We start from the raw sequence: 18,590 nt of genomic DNA on the forward strand, positions 1-18,590 counted from the left end.
TACCCCGATCGGTGTCAGGAAGTCGGATCGGTGGGTGTGGTGACCGGTTGCGGATCCTCGGTCGTGGAGTTCGTGCCCTGACGGGACTTCACGACACGCTTGCCCACCTCCACGATGATCGGCAGCACGGACACGAAGACGATCAGCAGGAAGATGACGTCGACGTTGTCGCGGATGAACTCGATCTGCCCGAGCAGGTAGCCGAGCAGCGTGACGCCGGCGCCCCACAGGATGCCGCCCACGATGTTGTACGTCAGGAACAGCGAGTACCGCATCCGCGACGCACCCGCGACGACCGGCGCGAACGTGCGCACGATCGGAACGAATCGAGCGAGGATGATGGTGATGGGGCCGTGCTTCTCGAAGAACGCGTGCGACTCGTCGATGTACTTCTTCTTGAAGAACCGGGCGTCGTCGTTCTTGAACAGGGCGGTGCCGCCCTTGCTGCCGATGAAGTAGCCGACCTGGTCGCCGAGGATCGCGGCGATCGGGATCAGAACCAGCAGCACCCAGAGGGGAGCGAACGGTTCGATCTCCGTCGACTTCGACGCCGCGATGAGTCCCGCGGTGAACAGAAGCGAGTCGCCGGGGAGCAGGGGGAACAGCAATCCCGACTCGATGAAGACGACCAGTAGGAGCCCGACGAGCACCCAGGTGCCGAAGGAGTTGAGGAGGTTCACCGGGTCGAGGAATCCCGGCAACAACGCGAGGTTGGTCACGGAATCCGACGCTGCCTGCACAATCACGGCCCTCAGCGTACCGGCGTATTCCTCGACTGTCGGAATGGTGCAGGTCATGGAGTTTCGGCCGGGCCGCGGACCGGCCGAAACGGGGTGCCGCGACAGCCACCGGGAGACGTACGCTACCGGTATTGCCATACTGCTAGGACCACATCGTGTGCTGCGCTGATCGCGCGCGCCGAAATCGACTCGTTATGGAGGACTGCCGCCGTGCCAATCGCGACTCCCGAGGTCTACGCCGAGATGCTTGGTCGGGCCAAGGAGCACTCCTTTGCCTTCCCCGCCATCAATTGCACTTCTTCCGAAACCATCAACGCCGCCATCAAGGGCTTCGCGGACGCCGGCAGCGACGGCATCATCCAGTTCTCGACCGGTGGCGCCGAGTTCGGTTCGGGCCTGGGTGTCAAGGACATGGTGACCGGCGCGGTCGCACTCGCCGAGTTCGCTCACGTGATCGCCGCGAAGTACGACGTCACGATCGCCCTGCACACCGACCACTGCCCCAAGGACAAGCTGGACACGTTTGTCCGCCCGCTGCTCGAGATCTCACGTCAGCGCGTCGAGGCCGGCCGCAACCCGCTGTTCCAGTCCCACATGTGGGACGGTTCGGCCGTCCCGATCGACGAGAACCTGGAGATCGCCCAGGAGCTCCTCGCGAAGGCGAAGGCAGCCAACATCATCCTCGAGGTCGAGATCGGCGTCGTCGGTGGTGAAGAGGACGGCGTGGAAGCCGAGATCAACGACAAGCTGTACACCTCGCCCGAGGACTTCGAGAAGACCGTCGACGCGCTCGGCACCGGTGAGAACGGCAAGTACCTGCTGGCCGCCACATTCGGCAACGTGCACGGCGTCTACAAGCCGGGCAACGTGAAGCTGCGTCCCGAGGTGCTCGAGACCGGCCAGAAGGTCGCCGCCGCGAAGCTCGGCCTGTCCGACGGCTCGCAGCCGTTCGACTTCGTCTTCCACGGCGGATCGGGCTCGCTGAAGTCGGAGATCGAGGCCGCGCTGAACTACGGCGTCGTCAAGATGAACGTCGACACCGACACCCAGTACGCGTTCACCCGTCCGATCGTCGGCCACATGTTCGGCAACTACGACGGCGTGCTGAAGGTCGACGGCGAGGTCGGCAACAAGAAGGTCTACGACCCCCGCAGCTACCTGAAGAAGGCCGAGGCCGGCATGACGGCCCGCGTCATCGAGGCCTGCAACGACCTCGAGTCCGCGGGGCGTTCCGTCTCCGGATAGGCCCTTCGGGCCCGTGCGCCTTTCCGGTAGCTGTAGCTACCGGAAAGGCGCACAGTCGTGTTACCTGGGATCGCAGATCTTCCAGGTGCCGTCGACCTTCTCGAGGTTGAACGTGCGCCACGACTGCTCGCCCGGGTTGGCCGCCGTGTGGGCCTTCACCTGCGCGATGGCCGTGTCGCCGGTGATCTGCACGGCGTCGACGCCGCCGACCACCGGAATGTTCTGCTGCGTCACGGCGACCTGGTGGACCTCGGCGAAATCCTGATCGGAAATGCCCTGGTAGTACTCGGCGAGGCTGCCGCAGGTGCTGGTGCGGAGCGTCGCGAGGTCACCCTGGGTGAGAGCCGCGACGAACGTGTCGATCGTCCCTTGCACCTGGGCTTCGGGTGAGTTCTCGGCCTGGTTGTTGTTGTAGACCACGATCCCGGCGACCGCGATGGCGACGACGACGATGACGCCGGCGGCGATCGCGGCGAACAGCCACGCCTTGCCGTGCTTCTTCGCGGGCTTCTCGGCCGCGGCGACGCGCTGCGGTGCGCTCTGCTGCGGCGGCAGGACCCGCTGCGGAGCGGCCTTCGGGGGTGTGGCCGCCGGGCGCGGGGGAGCGGGCGGCGGGGGAACGGGCCGCCCATTCTGTGGCTGCTGAGGCCGGTTTCCCTGGGGCACGGGCCGCGGCGGCGGCGGTGTCGACGGGACGGCCGGCCTCGTCACCGGGATCGCGACCGTCTCGTCGCCGGACGTCGCCTTCGCCTGGCCCTGCGGGTTCGGCGTCTTCGGGATCGCGGTGGTGGGCGCCTCGGACGTCTCCGCGCGTGGGCGAGGCACCGGGGGCTTGGGCAGTTCGGACTGCGGCTCGGCGGGCTTCTCCGCTGCGTTCTCGGGGGCCTTCTTCTGTGGAGGCTTCGGCTCGGGCGCGGGCTTTGCCTCCGGCGCGGGCTTTGTCTCGGGTGCGGGCTGCGAGAACTTCGCAGGCTTCGCGGCCGCGTCGGCCTTGGCGGCGGTGGTGTCTGCCGCAGCCGGGCCGGACGGTGCGTCCGTCGCCGGCTTCGGAGTCGAATCGTCTTTCTTCGGGTCCTGCACGCGCTGCCCCTCGGTCTGCAGAAAAATGAACGTTGGAGGCAGCCTAACGACATCGCGAGTCATCGGAGACCGCGACAGGGCGCGTCGCGCACGCGGGCCGACTCAGTGACGGTGCCGCGGCGGGGGCACAATAGGCGCATGACGTCTTTCGGTGACCTTCTCGGACCACAGCCCACGTTGCTTCCCGGGGACGACGAGGCCGAGTCGGCCCTGTTGAACCACGAGGATCCGGCTTCCGTCGCAGCCGCCCATCCCACCGCTTCCATCGCATGGGCCTACCTGGCCGAGGCCGCCCTCGACGCCGACCAGACCATCGCGGCGTACGCGTACGCGCGCACCGGGTACCACCGTGGCCTGGACCAGTTGCGTCGCAACGGCTGGAAGGGTTTCGGCCCGGTTCCCTACGGCCACGAACCCAACCGCGGTTTCCTGCGCTGCGTCGCCGTCCTGGCGAAGGCGGCGAAGGCGATCGGCGAAACGGACGAGTACGCGCGGTGCCTCGACCTGCTCGAGGACTGCGATCCCCGAGCCGCCGAAGCGCTTGGCGTCGGTTAACGCCCTCAGCACGGCGAAAGTCCGTGGCCGGGACGGGCTGACGACCTCGGTCCGCCGGTTGCGGGTGTCGGCGCTGCCCATCCTGCAGTGCGCGGTCGCGGCCGGTGCCGCGTGGTGGGTGGCGACGGTGGTGATCGGTCACACGACGCCGTTCTTCGCCCCCATCGCCGCGGTGGTGTCGCTCGGGTTGTCGCTGGGCGCCCGCCTGCGTCGTTCCGTCGAGTTGGTGGCCGGTGTCACGATCGGGATCGGGGTCGGCGATCTCATCGTCTCCGTCATCGGGAGCGGCACCTGGCAGATCACGCTCGTCGTCCTGCTGGCGATGTCCGCGGCGGTGCTGCTGAACAGCGGACCGATCTTCTCGATGCAGGCGGGCAACTCCGCGGTGCTCGTGGCGACGCTGCTGCCGCCCGGTGGCGCCGCGGGAATCAACCGCATGGTGGACGCCCTGACGGGTGGTCTGGTGGGGATCGCCGTCGTCGCGCTGATTCCCACGCACCCGGTGGGACGAGCGCGCAAGTACGCCGCGAACGTCCTCGGGACGGCGTCCGAGGTGATGCAGTTGGTGGCCGACGGGTTGGTGGCCAACGACGACAAACCCATCGAGGAGGCGCTGCAGAAGGCGCGGGCCACGCAGGCGTCCATCGACACGCTGCGGACGCACCTTGCGGGCGGTCGCGAGATCAGTCGCATCTCGCCGCTGTACTGGAACACCCGTGGCAGGCTCGAGCGACTCACCGCGGCCGCGGACCCACTCGACAACGCGCTGCGCAACATCCGGGTTCTCGCGCGGCGGTCGCTCACGCTGGTGCGGGACGACGAGATCCTCAACCCCCGGCTCGTCGACCAGGTGGAGAAGCTCGCCCACGCGTTGGAAACTCTTCGGCTGATGGCGCTCGCGGATCCCGGTCAGCAGCCCGACCAGGCCGAGGCGGCGCGGGTGCTGCGGTCGGTGGCGTCCGGATTGAAGCCGGAACTGGTGGAGAACGCGGGCCTGTCGGCGACGGTCGTCTTCGCGCAGATCCGGTCGCTGACCGTCGATCTTCTGCAGGTCGCAGGGCTGAAGCGGATCTCGGCGATCGCGACGCTGCCGCCGACGGTGGAGAAACCGGCGTATCGTCCCGAACTCTGACCGCCCGAGCACACTGTTGATCATATGCGCATGTACGCATATGATCGGCACAACTCGGGAGGAGGCTCACCCATGGGAGTCGGTCACGGACATTCGCACGGCCCCGCGCACGGGGCCGGTGAGGTGGGCCCGTCGCGGGGGCGGATCCGACGCATGGTCATCGCTCTCGTCATCCTTCTCGCGTTCCTGGTCCTCGAGGTCGTCGTCGGTCTGACCGTCAACTCGCTGGCGCTGCTCGCCGACGCCGGGCACATGCTGACCGACGTCGTCGGAATGTCGATGGGGCTCGTCGCACTCCTCCTCGCCCGCAAGGGCAGTGCCACCGCGGCCCGGACCTTCGGCTGGCACCGCGCCGAAGTACTCACGGCCATGGCCAACGCCGCGATGCTGCTCGCCGTCGCGATCTGGGTGTTCTACGAGGCCATCTCCCGCATCGGCGACGCCCCCGAACTTCCCGGCATGGCGCTGATCCTCACCGCATCCGTCGGTCTCGCCGCGAACCTCGTGGTGATGCTGATGCTGCGCGCCGATTCCAGGGACAGCCTGGCCGTCCGCGGCGCCTACCTCGAAGTGCTCGCGGACGCCGTCGGCAGTGTCGGTGTGCTCATCGCCGGCGGCGTCGTACTGGTGTTCGGCTGGAGTTACGCCGACATCATCGTCGGTGTTCTCATCTCGCTGTGGGTGGTGCCGCGGGCGATGAAACTCGCCGCCGCGTCACTGCGCATCCTCACCCAGGCCTCACCCGAGGACGTCGACGTCGAATCGGTGCAGGCGGACCTCGAGGCGCTCCCCGGGGTCACCGGCGTGCACGACCTGCACGTGTGGACGCTCACCACGGGAATGGACGTGGCCACTGTCCACCTCACCACCGACGCCGACTCGTCGGCCGTCCTCGAGGCGGCGCGGACCGTCCTCGAGAGCCACCACCTCTCGCACGCGACCGTGCAGGTCGAGTCCACCGCCAACGGACGCCACTGCGCCGAGAACGTCACCTGGTAGACCCTGTCTGTTTCGTCCGGTATCGCGGCGGGAAATCGTGGTGGGACGACTCACGGAAGGGAACACCATGTCCACTCTCGCAGCGTTCGCACGACCCGTCGCCATTGCCGCACTCGGTGCGGCCGCCCTCTTCGCAGCACCTGCCGCCGCATCCGCCGCACCGTTCATGCCCGATCCGCTGGCGAACTGTAAGCCTGCCGCGACGCTGGGCGTCGAGAAGGAAGGCAACGAGGTCGAGTGGGAGTTCGAGGGACCCGAGGCCGCCACGACCGATGCTCAGGTGACGTACCTCAACTTCGGTGGCCAGGCGCCGACGCTCGGCACGTCGGGGCCGCTCACGAACGGTGAGGGTGCCGAGAAGGAACTGCCCGGCTTGACCGCCCACCTGATTCCCGGCGGCAGCTATGACGCCGATGGTGCGGGTACGGCGTCGCAGCCCTGCACGCTCGGCTTCGGGTTCGCCGTCACGCAGTGACCGTCACTTGGTGAACCGGGTGACGCCGGCACCCGGCCGCCACAGGTCGACGTACAGGTGCTCGCCGTCGACGGTGGTGTGCACCACCTCGTCGAGGTCGAGTTCGAAGACGTCCGCCTCGGAGATCTCGTCGGGGTAGCGGTCGACGATCTGCTGTTTCCGCTCCCCGAGGATTTCCCGGGCGCGGCCGCTGATCTTGGCGTCGCCGCCCTCCATCGTGTGGTGACCGGGGTTGCTGTGAAGGGAGTACCGCGGATCGCGTTGCAGGTCCTGCACTTTGCGTGCACCGACCATCGAACCGAGCAGCAACGCGCCGTCGTGGAACTCGACCTCGGTGCCGCTCACCCGCGGCGAACCGTCCTTGCGAAGTGTCGCCAGCACGTGGTGCTTGTGCGCCTCGAAGCGCGCGGCGACGGCCTTGGCGAGGTCGGGTGCTTCTGTCTCGAACTGTGCCCAGTTGGTCATGCCGACCAGTGTGCGCCCCTATCCCTGACAACTACTGTCAGGTATTTTCCCTAGACTCGGGAGATGCGTTCGAGTCGGCTGGTCGAGGTGATGCTCCGTCTGGAGGGCAGTCGCGGGGCCACCGCACAGCAACTCGCGGACGAACTGGGTGTGTCGGTGCGCACCGTGTATCGCGACGTCACGGCGTTGTCGGCGGCGGGGGTGCCGTTGTGGACGGAAAGCGGACCCGGCGGCGGGATCCGGCTACTGGACGGCTGGCAGTCGAAACTCGGCGGCATGACGGGGGAGGAAACGTCCGCGTTGATGTTGCTCGGGGTCCCGTCGATCGCCGAGGATCTCGGTCTGCGCGACGTCACCGCGGCGGCGCAGTCGAAGTTGCTGGGGGCGTTGCCGGTTCCGCTGCGGGCCGGGGCGCAGCTGTGGCGGGATCGCCTCTACGTCGACGCCCCCGGTTGGTTCGACGGGCCACGAGACAACGGCGACCTCCCGGTCGTCGCGTCGGCGGTGCTCGAAGGTCGGCGTCTGGGCATCAGGTACCGCAAGGGGAACCGCTCGGCGGCAAGAACACTCGACCCTCTGGGTTTGGTGGCGAAGGCCGGCGTCTGGTATCTCGTCGCGCAACATCGGGGACGGACGCTGTCGTACCGCGTGTCGCGGATCAGTGATGCGACCGTGCTGAAGCAGCTCGCGGTGCGGCCCGACGCCTTCGATCTGGGCGCGTGGTGGACGGCGTCGGTGGCCGAATTCGACCGTGCCCTCCTGCGATTCCGGTGCCGGGCGCGGCTCTCGCCCGCGGCGTGGCGCCGGCTGCCCCGCGTGGTCGGTGTGGAGGCCGCTCGCGTCGAACCCGGCCCGCCCGACGACGACGGCTGGGTCACCGTCGACTTGGTGCTCGAGGCCGAGGACGTGGCCCTCGACCAGCTGACCGTTCTCGGCGGGGGCGTCGAGGTGCTCGAGCCGCAGTCGCTGAGGCAGTCGCTGCGTGCGGTGGGAGAGTCGATCACCCGCCGGAACGGCTGACGGTCACCCGAGTCGTGAGTACTTCTCAACCGCCGGCGGTTAACAAGTACTCACGGGTCAAAGCCAGAAACGCATCAGATAGTTGCCGTACTGCGCGTAGCTCTCCGGCACCCCGGACAGTTCGAACAGCCGGTAGATGACGTCGAAGAACACCACGTTGATCGACGGGACGAACAGCAGCGCCACGAGGATCAGCAGCCCGTACGGTGTGAACTGGTCGACGGACCGGCGGGTGCGGGGCGGCAGGAACGGCGCGAGTGCGGCGTATCCGTCGAGTCCGGGGACCGGCAGGAGGTTGAGGACGGTCGCCATCACCTGCAGGAATGCGAGAAAGCTCAGGCCCGTCCAGAACACCAGGTGGCCCCCGCCGAGCCCGAACCCGCGAATCACCGCGAGGAGGACGATCGCCGACACCAGATTCACGGCAGGTCCGGCGAGGGACACCCGTGCCTGCACCTTCGGCGGAAACAGCCCGGTGCGCAGGTACACCGCGCCGCCGGGCAACCCGATCCCGCCGAGCGCGATGAACAGCACCGGCAGGCCGATCGACAGCAGCGGGTGGCTGTACTTCGCCGGGTTGAGCGTGAGGTAGCCGCGCACCTCGACGTCGGTGTCGCCGTGGCGCCACGCCGTGTACGCGTGCGCGAACTCGTGCAGGCAGAGCGTCACCACCCATCCCGCGACCACCAGCAGGAACACCCCGACGTGGCCGAGGACCGATTCCCGCTCGGCACGCCAGGCGAGGACTCCGCCGGCGACCGCGACCGCGACGACGAGCAGGAAGACCGGGCTGGGACGGACAGCGGTGGTCCGCGCCCCGGGCAGATTCATCGCACCAGCAGCCACTCTTGGTCGTGACGGTAGAACGTCGAACGCTTGACGTCGCGAGGGTTCGGCACGCCGTCGCGGGTGAGGGCCGCGGCGGGCGACCCCAACTGCACGGCGCGACCCTCGACCCAGCGGCGCGGCAGCCAGCGCCTGCGAGGCTCGACCGACGCGCGCAGGCCGGGCATCCGTGGGGTCGGGGTGACGTTCATGTTCGTCGTCGTCCCCGAGAACAACCGGGTGTCGTCGACGTAGGCCTCGCCGACGAGTGGGCCGCCGTCCGGGCCCGTGACGGTGGCGGATCCGACGAGCGCGATCCCCGCGTCGTCGCGGATGAGGGGGACCGGTTTGGCCGTCCCCTTCAGCGCGGTGCGCGCGCCGCGAGCGCCTGCGGACAGGTGGTAGGCCTCCGTCGCCTCCGAACGGTGCTCCGCGACGTAGGCGAGTTCGATGTGCAGCCGCTCGGTGCGCATCAGCCGGGTCAGGGTGGCGGCGAGGGCGGCGTCGCTGCCCACCACGATCAGTCGCGGATCCGCGACCACCTGGAGCTTGGAGAAGACCTCGTCGAAGTCGTCCTTGTCCGGAACAGCGGGTGCGCTCGAGGCGGAAATGGAGCCCAGAGGTAGGGGAAGCGGCGCGTCGCCGCAAATGAGCACTACGGGGGTCAACGCCACTCCTCGCCCGGATGTCCCGCCGCGATTTCCGCAGCTTCCCTTTCGGATCATCCTAGTGGCACGCCCGAGTTGGCCTCCCCGGCCGTACTGTGGGGTCTGTTCTCCGCACCCTCGGCTAGACTGTTCCCCCGGCCACTGCCTACGAACGGCAGGACCACGCAGTCGGATACGACTGTACGTCGACCGTAGGAGACAACGTCATGCCGGCAATCGTCCTGATCGGCGCCCAGTGGGGCGACGAGGGCAAGGGCAAAGCTACCGATCTACTGGGCGGACGCCTGCAGTGGGTGGTGCGCTACCAGGGCGGTAACAACGCCGGACACACAGTGGTACTTCCGAACGGCGACAAGTTCGCACTGCATCTCATCCCGTCCGGAATCCTCACTCCGGGAGTCACGAACGTCATCGGCAACGGTGTCGTGGTGGACCCGGGAGTGCTGCTCACCGAACTCGCCGGACTCGACGAGCGGGGCGTGGACACCAGCCGCCTGCTGCTCTCGGCCGATGCGCACCTGATCATGCCGTACCACGTTGCCATCGACAAGGTCACCGAACGCTTCCTCGGGGCCAAGAAGATCGGCACCACCGGCCGCGGCATCGGGCCGTGCTACCAGGACAAACTCGCGCGTGTCGGCGTCCGCGTGCAGGACGTGCTCGACGAGAAGATCCTCACCCAGAAGGTGGAGGCGGCACTCGAGTTCAAGAACCAGGTGCTCGTCAAGATCTACAACCGCAAGGCCCTCGACCCGCAGCAGGTCGTCGACGAGGTGCTCGAGCAGGCCGACGGTTTCAAGCACCGCATCGCGGACACGCGCCTGCAGCTCAACGAGGCCCTCGAGCGCGGCGAGACGGTGCTGCTGGAGGGTTCGCAGGGCACGCTCCTCGACGTCGACCACGGCACCTACCCGTACGTGACGTCGTCCAACCCGACGTCCGGTGGCGCAGCGGTCGGTTCGGGCATCGGACCCACCAAGATCACCACGGTGCTGGGCATCCTCAAGGCGTACACCACCCGCGTCGGTTCGGGTCCGTTCCCGACCGAACTCTTCGACCAGAACGGCGAATACCTCGCCAAGACCGGCGGCGAGGTGGGTGTCACCACCGGCCGTGCCCGGCGCACCGGATGGTTCGACGCCGTGATCGCCCGCTACGCAACGCGTGTCAACGGCATCACCGACTACTTCCTCACCAAGCTCGACGTGCTCAGCAGCCTCGACACCATCCCGATCTGCGTCGGCTACGACGTCGACGGCGTGCGGTACGACGAGATGCCCATGTCGCAGACCGACGTTCACCACGCGAAGCCGATCTACGAGGAAATGCCCGGCTGGTGGGAAGACATCTCCCACGCTCGGACGTTCGAGGAGCTTCCGAAGAACGCGCAGAACTACGTCCTGCGGCTGGAAGAGCTGTCGGGTGCGTACATCTCCTGCATCGGCGTCGGTCCCGGCCGCGACGAGACCATCGTCCGCCGCGACGTGGTGCGGTAGTCCGCTCGCTCGTGCGTCGCCGAATGTGACATCGGTTCAGGTGAATTGAACCGATGCGCCATTCGGCGATCCGAGATACATTCGAGCCGATGATCAGGACTGTCGAGGCGAGCACCCGGACGCTCGCGAACGGGTGGTACGACAGCTTCCACGCAGCGGCCGCCGTTCTCGAGGCGTTCGGGTGCGCCCCGTCGGACGCCGGCAGGTGTGTGGCGGTGGTGGCGACGGATCTCGGTGTCTGGGTGTTCGAGGGCGACCCGAGGTCGACGGTGGACGCGTTCGTCCACGCGGTGGAGCGGGCGATCGTCGCCGGCGGGCAGGCGTTCGTGCTGGGATGTGCCGGAATGAGCACGGTGGAACGGCGGGTCGTCCGGACGCTTCGGGTGCCCGACGGCGACCGGATGGCGGCGGCGAGCGCGATGGCACGAGACCTCGTCGGCGACGCGCAGGCGGTCAGAACAGCACCGGGTCGTCGAAACCCGGAGTGTGCTCGAGGGCCAGCAGTTCGCGTTTGGTGAGTGTGCCGCCCCCGGCGGAGAAGCCGCCGACCTGCCCGCCCGCTGCGAGGACGCGATGGCAGGGGATCACGAGCGGCAGCGGGTTGCGGCCGAGTGCCTGACCGACGGCCTGTGCGGCGCCCGGCTTGCCGAGTTCGGCCGCGATGTCGCCGTAGGTGAGTGTGGTGCCCGGGTCGATCGCGCGGGTGATGTCGTATACGTGGCAGTCGAATTCCGGGACCCCCTCGAAGTCGAGGTCGATCCACCGTAGATCGTCGAGTGCGCCGCCGAGATGTTCACGTATTCCGTCGACGGCCCGCTGGATGGGTGCAGGAGGTCGGTGCTCCACAGCGTCCGGGAAACAGTGTTCGAGACGCTGCCGCGTGGATTCGGGTGAACCTTCGGGCAATTGCACACCCACGATCCCAGCGGCCCGCCACGCGATGGCGCAGGTGCCGAGGGCGGTGTCGAACAGGGCGATTCCTGTGGTCACCAACCCAGTATGCCTCCGACCTCCGACACATCCCGTCCGTCAACCGCGGTCGGCGGAAGTTCGATCAGCGGTCGCGGTCGCCGGAGCGTCGAGGCCTCGGATCATGCCAGTCTGGATCTTCTGGACTGCTCGGCCGGTCGGGGAAGATGCCACCGAGAGGGGCGCCGATCCGGAATTGCTCCAGACGAAAGATGCCTTTACCTCCTTCTTTGGGGCCATAATGCGCGACCGCCGCGGCCAGGAGAGTCATGCACAGGAGCGTGATCAGTGTCGCCATGGATCCGAGCTTCGCGAGAACTGGCTTGGAGTTGAATAGCCAAGGGGGTGATACTGGACTGCATGATGACTCGTGTACTCGGAGCACGCTCCCTGGCCAGGGACCTCGGCAACTGGCAGGACGACAGTGGCCGCCGCTCGGCGGCGCGACCCGCCTACCGGGCACTGGCCGAGAGTATCCGCCTGCTCGTGCACGACGGCCGCATCCCGCTGGGTGTCGCGTTGCCGAGCGAACGCGAACTGGCGTCGGTGCTGGAGTTGAGCCGGACCACGATCACGTCGTCGTATTCGGTGCTCCGGGACGAGGGGTATCTCATCAGCAGGCAGGGGTCGCGCAGCACGGTCGCACTGCCGCTCGGGGCGCGGCAGAACGGGCTGATGTTCCGGGCGCACCAACCCGGCGCCGACAGTGCGGTGATCGACCTCAGTTACGCCGCGATGGCCGCGCCCGCCGAGGCGGTCGAGCAGGCCTACGCCTATGCGCTGCAATCTCTTCCGCAGTTCCTTCCGACCCACGGGATGGAGCCGGTGGGGATCGGCGCGTTGCGGGACGTGATCGCGGCCCGCTACCGGGCGCGGGGACTGGAGACCTCGCCCGAGCAGATCATGGTCACGTCCGGCGCCCAGCACGCGCTGCGGCTGCTCCTCAACGTGCTGACCGCGCCGGGGGAGCGGGTGCTGGTCGATCACCCCACGTACCCCAACGCGCTGGAGGCGATCCGCAGGGTCGGTGCGCGTCCGGTCCCCGTTCCCGTGCGGCCGGAGGGTGGTGCGTCCGGGGCGTGGGATCTCGACGGAATCCGCAGCGCGGCCCGGCAGACCGCGGCCCGGATGGCGTACCTGATTCCGGACTTTCACAACCCCACCGGGCTGTGCCTGGACGCGTCCGGGCGCGCGGAGCTGGCGCGGATTGCGCGCGACACCCGCATGACGCTGGTGGTGGACGAGACGATGGTCGACCTCTGGCTCGACGAGCCGTCACCGGGGCCGGTCGCGGCGTACGGCAAGGGAGCGGCGAAGTCGGAGGTCGTGACGATCGGGTCGGCGGCCAAGTCGTTCTGGGGTGGGCTGCGCGTCGGCTGGATCCGGGCGGATCCGGCGCTGATCACCCGGCTCGCCGGGGCGCGGGCGGCGGTCGATCTGGGGACCCCGGTGATGGACCAGCTCGCTGCGGCGCATCTGCTCTCCGACGACGACCTCGTGCTCGCGCGTCGCCGTGCGGAGCTGCGGGAACAGCGGGGCGCGATGCTCGACGCGCTCGCCGACCGCCTCCCTGACTGGATCCCGACCATCGGTTCGGGAGGGATGTCGCTGTGGCTGCGGATGCCCGCGCCGGTCTCGACGGCGCTGGCGGCGACGGCCCCCAACTTCGGGGTGCTGCTGGCGGCGGGACCGCGGTTCGGGGTGGAGGGCGCGTTCGAGCGGTTCGTCCGGCTCCCGTACGCGCGGACGTCCGACGAGTTGCGCCGGGGTGTCGACGGCATCGCGGCGGCGTACGAGACGCTGGCCGTCGACCGCGAGCTCGCGGAACCGTCCCTCGTCGTCTGAGCACGTGAGTGGCAAAGCGTGCCCCGGCACGCTTTGCCACTCACGTGGGGGTCAGGTCCAGACGGTGTCGATGTCGACGCCCTCGCGGGCCGGCGGGATGGGTGCGCCGGCGGGGGTGCGGGAGAACCGGGGTGCCGGGGCGTGCTGCGTGACGCCGTCGAGGTCGATCAGCGAGCCGCGGGCGGCGATGTGCTCGTTGGACGGCGCCTCCTCGAACGTCAGCACCGGGGACACGCAGGCGTCGGTGCCGAGGAAGATGGCCGCCCACTCTTCGCGGGTCTTCGACAGGAACTTCTCGGCGAAGACCTTCTTCATCTGCGGCCACGCCGACACGTCCATCTGCTGCGGCAGGTCGGCGGGGTCGAGTTCGAGGCCCTGCAGCAGCAGGGCGTAGAACTGCGGTTCGATCGAGCCCACGGCCATGTACTTGCCGTCGGACGTCTCGTAGGTGTCGTAGAACGGCGCACCGGTGTCGAGCAGGTTGACGCCACGCTCGTCGGACCAGACGCCGCGGCCGCGGAACGCCCACATCATGTGCGACAGGGCCAGTGCGCCGTCGACCATCGCCGCATCCACGACCTGCCCCTTGCCGGACGACTGGCGTTCCACCAGCGCCGACAGGATCCCGAAGATCAGGAACATCGAACCACCGCCGAAGTCGCCGACCATGTTCAGCGGCGGCACGGGACGCTCACCCTTGCGGCCGATGGCGTGCAGGACGCCGGTCAGCGAGATGTAGTTGATGTCGTGGCCCGCGGCGCTGGCGAGTGGACCCTCCTGGCCCCAGCCCGTCATCCGTCCGTACACGAGCCGCTCGTTGCGCCCCAGGCAGACGTCCGGGCCCAGACCCATGCGCTCGGTGACCCCGGGACGGAAGCCCTCGATCACGACGTCGGCGCGCTCGATCAGCCCGAGCACCTTCTCGACCTGCGCGGGGTCCTTCAGGTTGGCCTCGACGACGCGGCGGCCGCGCTGGATCTGGTCGTACGGACCGTCCGGCGGGATCACTCCGGGCCGCTGGACGCAGACCACGTCGGCGCCGAGATCGGCCAGGAGGGCGGCGGCGTGCGGGCCCGGTCCGAGGCCAGCGAATTCGACGACGCGAATGCCCGCGAGGGGGCCCTTCTTCTCTGAAACTGGAGCAGACACGCGAGTTCCTCATTCCGGTGCGAGACGACCTGTCGAATCGACGTTAACTTGCGGTCGCAGGGCCGTGTGCCCCGGGTCACGGGATGCCGCCGCGGGTGACCCCGCACTCTTGCCTGTCCACGGGTGCGCGGGGCACAGTTGATCCATGAGTCTTCAGGGTGAGCTCGTGAGTTTCGTGGCCAGCACCGATCTGGACGTCTCGGAGATGTTCTACGTGGAGACCCTGGGGCTGACCCGCGTCTCACGGGACGAGTTCGCGCTGGCCCTCGACTGCAACGGGGCTCTGCTCCGGGTCACGCTGGTGCAGGCGAAGGCCGACACCGGGTACACGGTGCTGGGGTGGAAGGTCGCCGACCTGAACAAGGTCGTCGAATCGCTGCGCAGCAAGGGCATCGAGTTCACCGACTACCCGGGGATGGATCAGGACGAGCACGCGGCGTGGCTCGCACCGGACGGCATCCGTGTCGCGTGGTTCCGGGACCCGCACGGCAATGTGCTGTCGCTGTTCGAGGATCCGAACTGACGAGCGTCAGCCGCGGCCGGCGAGCAGTGCCTCGGTAGCGGCCCACAGCCGCGCGGCGAGTCCGGCGTCCCGTGCGTCCTTGCCGGGCTGAACGACCTTGCAGCCCTTGACGTACTGGCCGGTGAACTTGCCGCTCTCCGTCGCGGTGGCGGTCCACACCGTGGTTTCCGCCGCCTTGGCGACCTCGGCCATGAACGGTGTCAGGAGTGCGCCGACCACCTGGTGGCCGAACGGCAGACCCCGTCCGAGGGCGGTGCCGCGGACGAATCCGGGGTCGGCGCAATTGACGACCAGCCTCGCGGGATCGGACCGGCGCGCCAACTCGCGGGTGAACAGGGTCAGGGCGAGTTTCGAGTTGTTGTACGCGCGCTGGCCGTGGAACGTGTCCTTCGTGCCGTCGAGGTCGTCGAAGTCGAGGCTGCCGCCGCGATGTCCCGACGAGCTGATGTCGACGATCCGTGACGGACGCCGGTACCCGGCGGCGTCGGCGGTCGACGCCCGCGCCATCGCCGGAGCCAGCGTCGTCGCCAGCAAGAACGGCGCGAGGTAGTTCACGGCGAACGTCTCTTCGATACCGTCCACCGTCAGCCGGCGCTGCCCCGCGTCGATGCCCGCATTGTTGACCAGCACGTCGATCCGCGGGAACCGATGCAGCAGTTCCCCGGACAGCGTGCGGACCCGGTCGAGCGAGGACAGATCGGCCGGCGCCGAGTGCAGTCTGTCGCGGTCCGCGCTCCCGGACACGTCGGCGATCGCCGCGTCGATCCGGTCCTGGTCCCGGCCGACCAGGACGACGGTGGCGCCGCGCTGTGCGAATTGGCGGCAGGTCTCCAGGCCGAGGCCCGAGGTGGCGCCGGTGACCACCATGGTGCGGCCTGCGAGGTCGTTCGACTCGGTCATTCTCGCCTCCCGAATGCAGGTCCCTACGAGAGTAGGGCAACCGGGAGGGGCGCAACGGGGAACGAGCCGACGGTGCCGCTATCGCCGGTGCTCGTACCCCAGCCAGGCCCGCCGGCGTTCACCGAGCGGATCGTTCTCCACCCTGCTCGTGTCGTCGATGACGAGTGTCTCCCGGCGCTCGGGCGAGTATCGCGGCCATCCCGGTGCGGGCGTCCCGTGCCGGGCGAAGTGCAGCCAGTGCGACTGGACGGTGTCGGTGACGGCCCGCAGCCCGCGGCGTCCCCCGAGCGCGGTGAGCACCCGCGCCCACGGTCCGGTCAACCCGAACACCGCGTACAACTCCGTGGCGTGGGTGGCGCCCAACCCGAGGACGTGGAGCAACCGGGGTGCGAAGTCGTACCGGTAGCTGTACTCGGGGCGACGGCCGTGTGGCCCTGCGCGCACAGGACGGACGGTTCCCAGAACGTCACGTCGCCGCCGAGGTCCGCGGCCGCTCGCCGGCCGGGATAGCCGGGGTAGGCGGCGATCGCCCGTTCCTTCACCGACGCGTCGACGTGCGAGAACATCTTGTCGATCCGGGTGGGATCGGTGGGCAGGATGTTCAGGAACCGGGGAAAGACCCTGCCCTCGTGGCGGTTCGTGCCGATGATCAGCGGAACGGGATGCCCGGATCCGGACGCGAAACTGTCGAGCGGGTGGGTGGGAAGGAAGAAGCCGTCGACGACGGGGGCGAACGCGCGGGTTCCGGGTTCCTCGTCGGCGCCCCGGTGTGCCAGCGTCGTCCCGGCCGCGACGAAATCGGCCGGGTCGGCGGTCTCGAGCCAGGTCGCGGCCTCGGACAGCGGGACCCCGGCGATCTCGAGGAATTCGCGCGACCACCGCGCCGCCCGGTCGGGGTGGTAGGCGGAGGCCACCGGCGGGCTTTCGGCGATCGCCCGTGCGAAGAGGCCTTTCGCGGCGGGGGTGGTCATGAGGGTGGTGACGGCGTTGGCGCCCGCGGATTCGCCGAAGACGGTGACGTTGTCGGGGTCGCCGCCGAATTCGGCGATGTTGCGCTGGACCCATTCGAGTGCGGCCACCTGGTCGCGGAGGCCGAGGTTGGAGTCGAAAGGTCTTTCGGGGGTGGAGAACTGGGTGAAGTCGAGGTATCCGAGCGATCCGAGTCGGTAGTTGATCGACACGTACACGATGTCGCCGCGGCGGACCAGCGACTGGCCGCCGTAGAGCGACGAGGACGAGGTTCCGCCGGAGTAGGCGCCGCCGTGGATGAACACCATCACCGGCCGCGGACGTGCCGATACGGAGCCGGGGGCGAGCACGTTGAGGGTGAGACAGTCCTCGTCGATCTCGCCGCGCTGCGCTGCGGGGGGCCCGAAGTGGAAGGCCCGCCGGACCCCCGACCACGGTTCGACCGGGTGCGGGGCCCGCAACCGCAGCGACCCGACCGGGGGCGCGGCATAGGGGATTCCCCGCCACGCTGCCAGGTCGTCGATCCGGCGCCCTCCGACGGCGCCGGCATCGGTGTGTACTTCCAGAGCGCTCACAGGCCCTGCCCGTGGTAGCCCGAATACCCCTCCCACGCCAGCCTGCGCTCGCGGCGCGGGTCGTCCTGGACGGTGGTGACGGTGTCGAACACGAGTGTTGCCCTCCGGTCGGTGTCGTACTGCGGCCACGACACCAACGGTGTTCCCCGCGAAGCGAAGTGCAGCCAGTGTCGCTGCACATTATCCGTCACGTCCTTCAGGCCGCGTCGTCCGCCCGGCAGGGTGAGGGCGCGGCCGATCAGGGTGTCGGCGATGTCGAACACGGCGAACAGTTCGAACCCGTGCGTGGCGTCCAGGCCGAGCCACTTCATCGCGCGGGGCGCGAAATCGAAACGATAGCTGAAGGTGGGGGCGTACGCGGAGTGGGCCTCGGCCAGTTCGATCGACGGCCTCCAGAACGTCAGGTCGCCGCCCAGGTCGACGGCGGCGTCCGGCGCCGGGTAGCCCGGATACGCCGCGGTGACGCGGGCCTCGGCGGCGGGGTCGGTGAGTGCGAACATCCGCCCGATCCGGTCGGGGTCCGTCGGCAGTGCGTCGAGGAATCTCGGGAACAGGGTGCCCTCGCGGGCGTTGGTGCCGATGATCAGCGGAACCCGGTGCGCCGAACCGTCGGCGAACGCGTCGAGCGGCGGCTTCGGCAGGAAGTCGCCGTCGATCACGGGTCCGAACGGGTGCAGTCCCGGCGTCTCCGAGAGCACCTTCGCGCCGAGACGGTTCCCCGCGCGGCCCAGTGCGCCGACGGGTGACGAGGCGAGCGCCTCTGCGGCAGTGCCGGGTTCGGCTCCGAGCAGCGTCACGTAGTCGGATGCCGACTGCGCGGCACGGTCCGCCGTCGTGACGAGTCCGGGCGCGGAACTCTCCGAGATCGCCCGTGCGAAGAGGCCTTTCGCGGCGGGGGTGGTCATGAGGGTGGTGACGGCGTTGGCGCCCGCGGATTCGCCGAAGACGGTGACGTTGTCG

Annotated in this window: 20 protein-coding genes and 1 pseudogene; 10 read left to right on the forward strand and 11 right to left on the reverse strand. The window is 68.8% G+C overall.

The genetic code is table 11. The annotated features are described in order from the left end of the window. Nucleotides 1-14 precede the first annotated feature (14 nt). Entirely contained in the window at nucleotides 15-746 is a 732-nt protein-coding gene (locus ACFU5V_RS05040) for a VTT domain-containing protein (protein WP_378430109.1), read from the reverse strand. A gap of 204 nt (nucleotides 747-950) precedes the next feature. Here ACFU5V_RS05040 and fbaA point away from each other — a divergent pair, with 204 nt between their 5' ends. Further along, the gene (gene fbaA, locus ACFU5V_RS05045) at nucleotides 951-1,985 is read left to right on the forward strand and encodes a class II fructose-bisphosphate aldolase (protein ID WP_378430108.1); all 1,035 of its coding nucleotides are present in this window, start codon (nucleotides 951-953) and stop codon (nucleotides 1,983-1,985) included. A gap of 60 nt (nucleotides 1,986-2,045) precedes the next feature. Here the strand turns inward: fbaA and ACFU5V_RS05050 are convergent, their stop codons facing one another. After that, complete coding sequence (locus ACFU5V_RS05050) at nucleotides 2,046-3,065, reverse strand: transcriptional regulator (protein WP_378697344.1); 1,020 nt, start codon at nucleotides 3,063-3,065, stop codon at nucleotides 2,046-2,048. Nucleotides 3,066-3,203: 138 nt separating this feature from the next. On the opposite strand from ACFU5V_RS05050, the gene ACFU5V_RS05055 reads away from it, so the two are divergent. The 4 genes from ACFU5V_RS05055 (at nucleotide 3,204) to ACFU5V_RS05070 (ending at nucleotide 6,226) form a co-directional block, all read left to right on the forward strand. Continuing rightward, on the forward strand, nucleotides 3,204-3,620 hold the full coding sequence (locus ACFU5V_RS05055) for a DUF3151 domain-containing protein (protein WP_378439294.1): 417 nt from the start codon (nucleotides 3,204-3,206) through the stop codon (nucleotides 3,618-3,620). 64 nt (nucleotides 3,621-3,684) lie between these two features. Beyond that, nucleotides 3,685-4,752: an aromatic acid exporter family protein gene (locus tag ACFU5V_RS05060; protein ID WP_378697595.1), complete on the forward strand. Its 1,068-nt coding sequence runs from the start codon at nucleotides 3,685-3,687 to the stop codon at nucleotides 4,750-4,752. A 72-nt stretch (nucleotides 4,753-4,824) separates the two neighbouring features. Further along, nucleotides 4,825-5,751, forward strand: a complete 927-nt coding sequence (locus tag ACFU5V_RS05065) for a cation diffusion facilitator family transporter (RefSeq protein ID WP_378697346.1) — start codon at nucleotides 4,825-4,827, stop codon at nucleotides 5,749-5,751. 67 nt (nucleotides 5,752-5,818) lie between these two features. Beyond that, the gene (locus ACFU5V_RS05070; RefSeq protein ID WP_378697348.1) at nucleotides 5,819-6,226 is read left to right on the forward strand and encodes a hypothetical protein; all 408 of its coding nucleotides are present in this window, start codon (nucleotides 5,819-5,821) and stop codon (nucleotides 6,224-6,226) included. A gap of 3 nt (nucleotides 6,227-6,229) precedes the next feature. Here the strand turns inward: ACFU5V_RS05070 and ACFU5V_RS05075 are convergent, their stop codons facing one another. Next, nucleotides 6,230-6,691: a pyridoxamine 5'-phosphate oxidase family protein gene (locus ACFU5V_RS05075; RefSeq protein WP_378439300.1), complete on the reverse strand. Its 462-nt coding sequence runs from the start codon at nucleotides 6,689-6,691 to the stop codon at nucleotides 6,230-6,232. 63 nt (nucleotides 6,692-6,754) lie between these two features. Here ACFU5V_RS05075 and ACFU5V_RS05080 point away from each other — a divergent pair, with 63 nt between their 5' ends. Beyond that, entirely contained in the window at nucleotides 6,755-7,711 is a 957-nt protein-coding gene (locus ACFU5V_RS05080; protein WP_378697350.1) for a helix-turn-helix transcriptional regulator, read from the forward strand. Nucleotides 7,712-7,768: 57 nt separating this feature from the next. On the opposite strand, the gene ACFU5V_RS05085 is transcribed toward ACFU5V_RS05080, so the two are convergent. Both ACFU5V_RS05085 and ACFU5V_RS05090 read right to left on the reverse strand, forming a co-directional pair. Then, a complete protein-coding gene (locus tag ACFU5V_RS05085) occupies nucleotides 7,769-8,542 on the reverse strand; it encodes a site-2 protease family protein (RefSeq protein WP_378697597.1) in 774 nt (257 codons plus the stop codon). Beyond that, on the reverse strand, nucleotides 8,539-9,192 hold the full coding sequence (locus tag ACFU5V_RS05090) for a hypothetical protein (protein WP_378697599.1): 654 nt from the start codon (nucleotides 9,190-9,192) through the stop codon (nucleotides 8,539-8,541). The genes ACFU5V_RS05085 and ACFU5V_RS05090 overlap by 4 nt, the downstream gene beginning before the upstream one ends. Nucleotides 9,193-9,410: 218 nt before the next feature. On the opposite strand from ACFU5V_RS05090, the gene ACFU5V_RS05095 reads away from it, so the two are divergent. Next, nucleotides 9,411-10,700, forward strand: coding sequence for an adenylosuccinate synthase (locus tag ACFU5V_RS05095; RefSeq protein ID WP_005260012.1), 1,290 nt, complete (start codon nucleotides 9,411-9,413; stop codon nucleotides 10,698-10,700). Between the two features lie 89 nt (nucleotides 10,701-10,789). After that, nucleotides 10,790-11,218, forward strand: a complete 429-nt coding sequence (locus tag ACFU5V_RS05100) for a racemase (protein ID WP_378439307.1) — start codon at nucleotides 10,790-10,792, stop codon at nucleotides 11,216-11,218. On the opposite strand, the gene ACFU5V_RS05105 is transcribed toward ACFU5V_RS05100, so the two are convergent. Together ACFU5V_RS05105 and ACFU5V_RS05110 are read right to left on the reverse strand one after the other, a co-directional pair. After that, nucleotides 11,154-11,690, reverse strand: a complete 537-nt coding sequence (locus tag ACFU5V_RS05105) for a methylated-DNA--[protein]-cysteine S-methyltransferase (protein WP_378697352.1) — start codon at nucleotides 11,688-11,690, stop codon at nucleotides 11,154-11,156. The two genes, ACFU5V_RS05100 and ACFU5V_RS05105, sit on opposite strands and share 65 nt — an antisense overlap. A 64-nt stretch (nucleotides 11,691-11,754) precedes the next feature. Then, a complete protein-coding gene (locus ACFU5V_RS05110; protein WP_378439311.1) occupies nucleotides 11,755-11,967 on the reverse strand; it encodes a hypothetical protein in 213 nt (70 codons plus the stop codon). Between the two features lie 62 nt (nucleotides 11,968-12,029). On the opposite strand from ACFU5V_RS05110, the gene ACFU5V_RS05115 reads away from it, so the two are divergent. After that, nucleotides 12,030-13,514: a PLP-dependent aminotransferase family protein gene (locus tag ACFU5V_RS05115; RefSeq protein WP_378439313.1), complete on the forward strand. Its 1,485-nt coding sequence runs from the start codon at nucleotides 12,030-12,032 to the stop codon at nucleotides 13,512-13,514. A gap of 51 nt (nucleotides 13,515-13,565) precedes the next feature. Here ACFU5V_RS05115 and ACFU5V_RS05120 read toward each other — a convergent pair whose 3' ends face one another. Next, on the reverse strand, nucleotides 13,566-14,663 hold the full coding sequence (locus tag ACFU5V_RS05120; protein ID WP_378436276.1) for a CaiB/BaiF CoA transferase family protein: 1,098 nt from the start codon (nucleotides 14,661-14,663) through the stop codon (nucleotides 13,566-13,568). Between the two features lie 145 nt (nucleotides 14,664-14,808). On the opposite strand from ACFU5V_RS05120, the gene ACFU5V_RS05125 reads away from it, so the two are divergent. After that, the gene (locus tag ACFU5V_RS05125; protein WP_378697354.1) at nucleotides 14,809-15,186 is read left to right on the forward strand and encodes a VOC family protein; all 378 of its coding nucleotides are present in this window, start codon (nucleotides 14,809-14,811) and stop codon (nucleotides 15,184-15,186) included. A 6-nt stretch (nucleotides 15,187-15,192) separates the two neighbouring features. Here ACFU5V_RS05125 and ACFU5V_RS05130 read toward each other — a convergent pair whose 3' ends face one another. From ACFU5V_RS05130 to ACFU5V_RS05140, 3 genes and pseudogenes are all read right to left on the reverse strand, one after another. Then, nucleotides 15,193-16,086 carry an SDR family oxidoreductase gene (locus ACFU5V_RS05130; RefSeq protein ID WP_378697356.1) on the reverse strand — a complete coding sequence of 298 codons (894 nt, stop codon included), beginning with the start codon at nucleotides 16,084-16,086 and terminating at the stop codon, nucleotides 15,193-15,195. A gap of 78 nt (nucleotides 16,087-16,164) precedes the next feature. Further along, nucleotides 16,165-17,630: pseudogene (locus ACFU5V_RS05135) on the reverse strand (carboxylesterase/lipase family protein). Beyond that, nucleotides 17,627-18,590: carboxylesterase family protein (locus tag ACFU5V_RS05140; RefSeq protein WP_378697358.1), on the reverse strand; the 964-nt coding region annotated here is incomplete at its 5' end. The pseudogene ACFU5V_RS05135 and the gene ACFU5V_RS05140, both read right to left, overlap by 4 nt.

The sequence above is a fragment of the Rhodococcus sp. NPDC057529 genome (assembly GCF_042802055.1).
Classification (GTDB): Bacteria; Actinomycetota; Actinomycetes; order Mycobacteriales; family Mycobacteriaceae; genus Rhodococcus_F.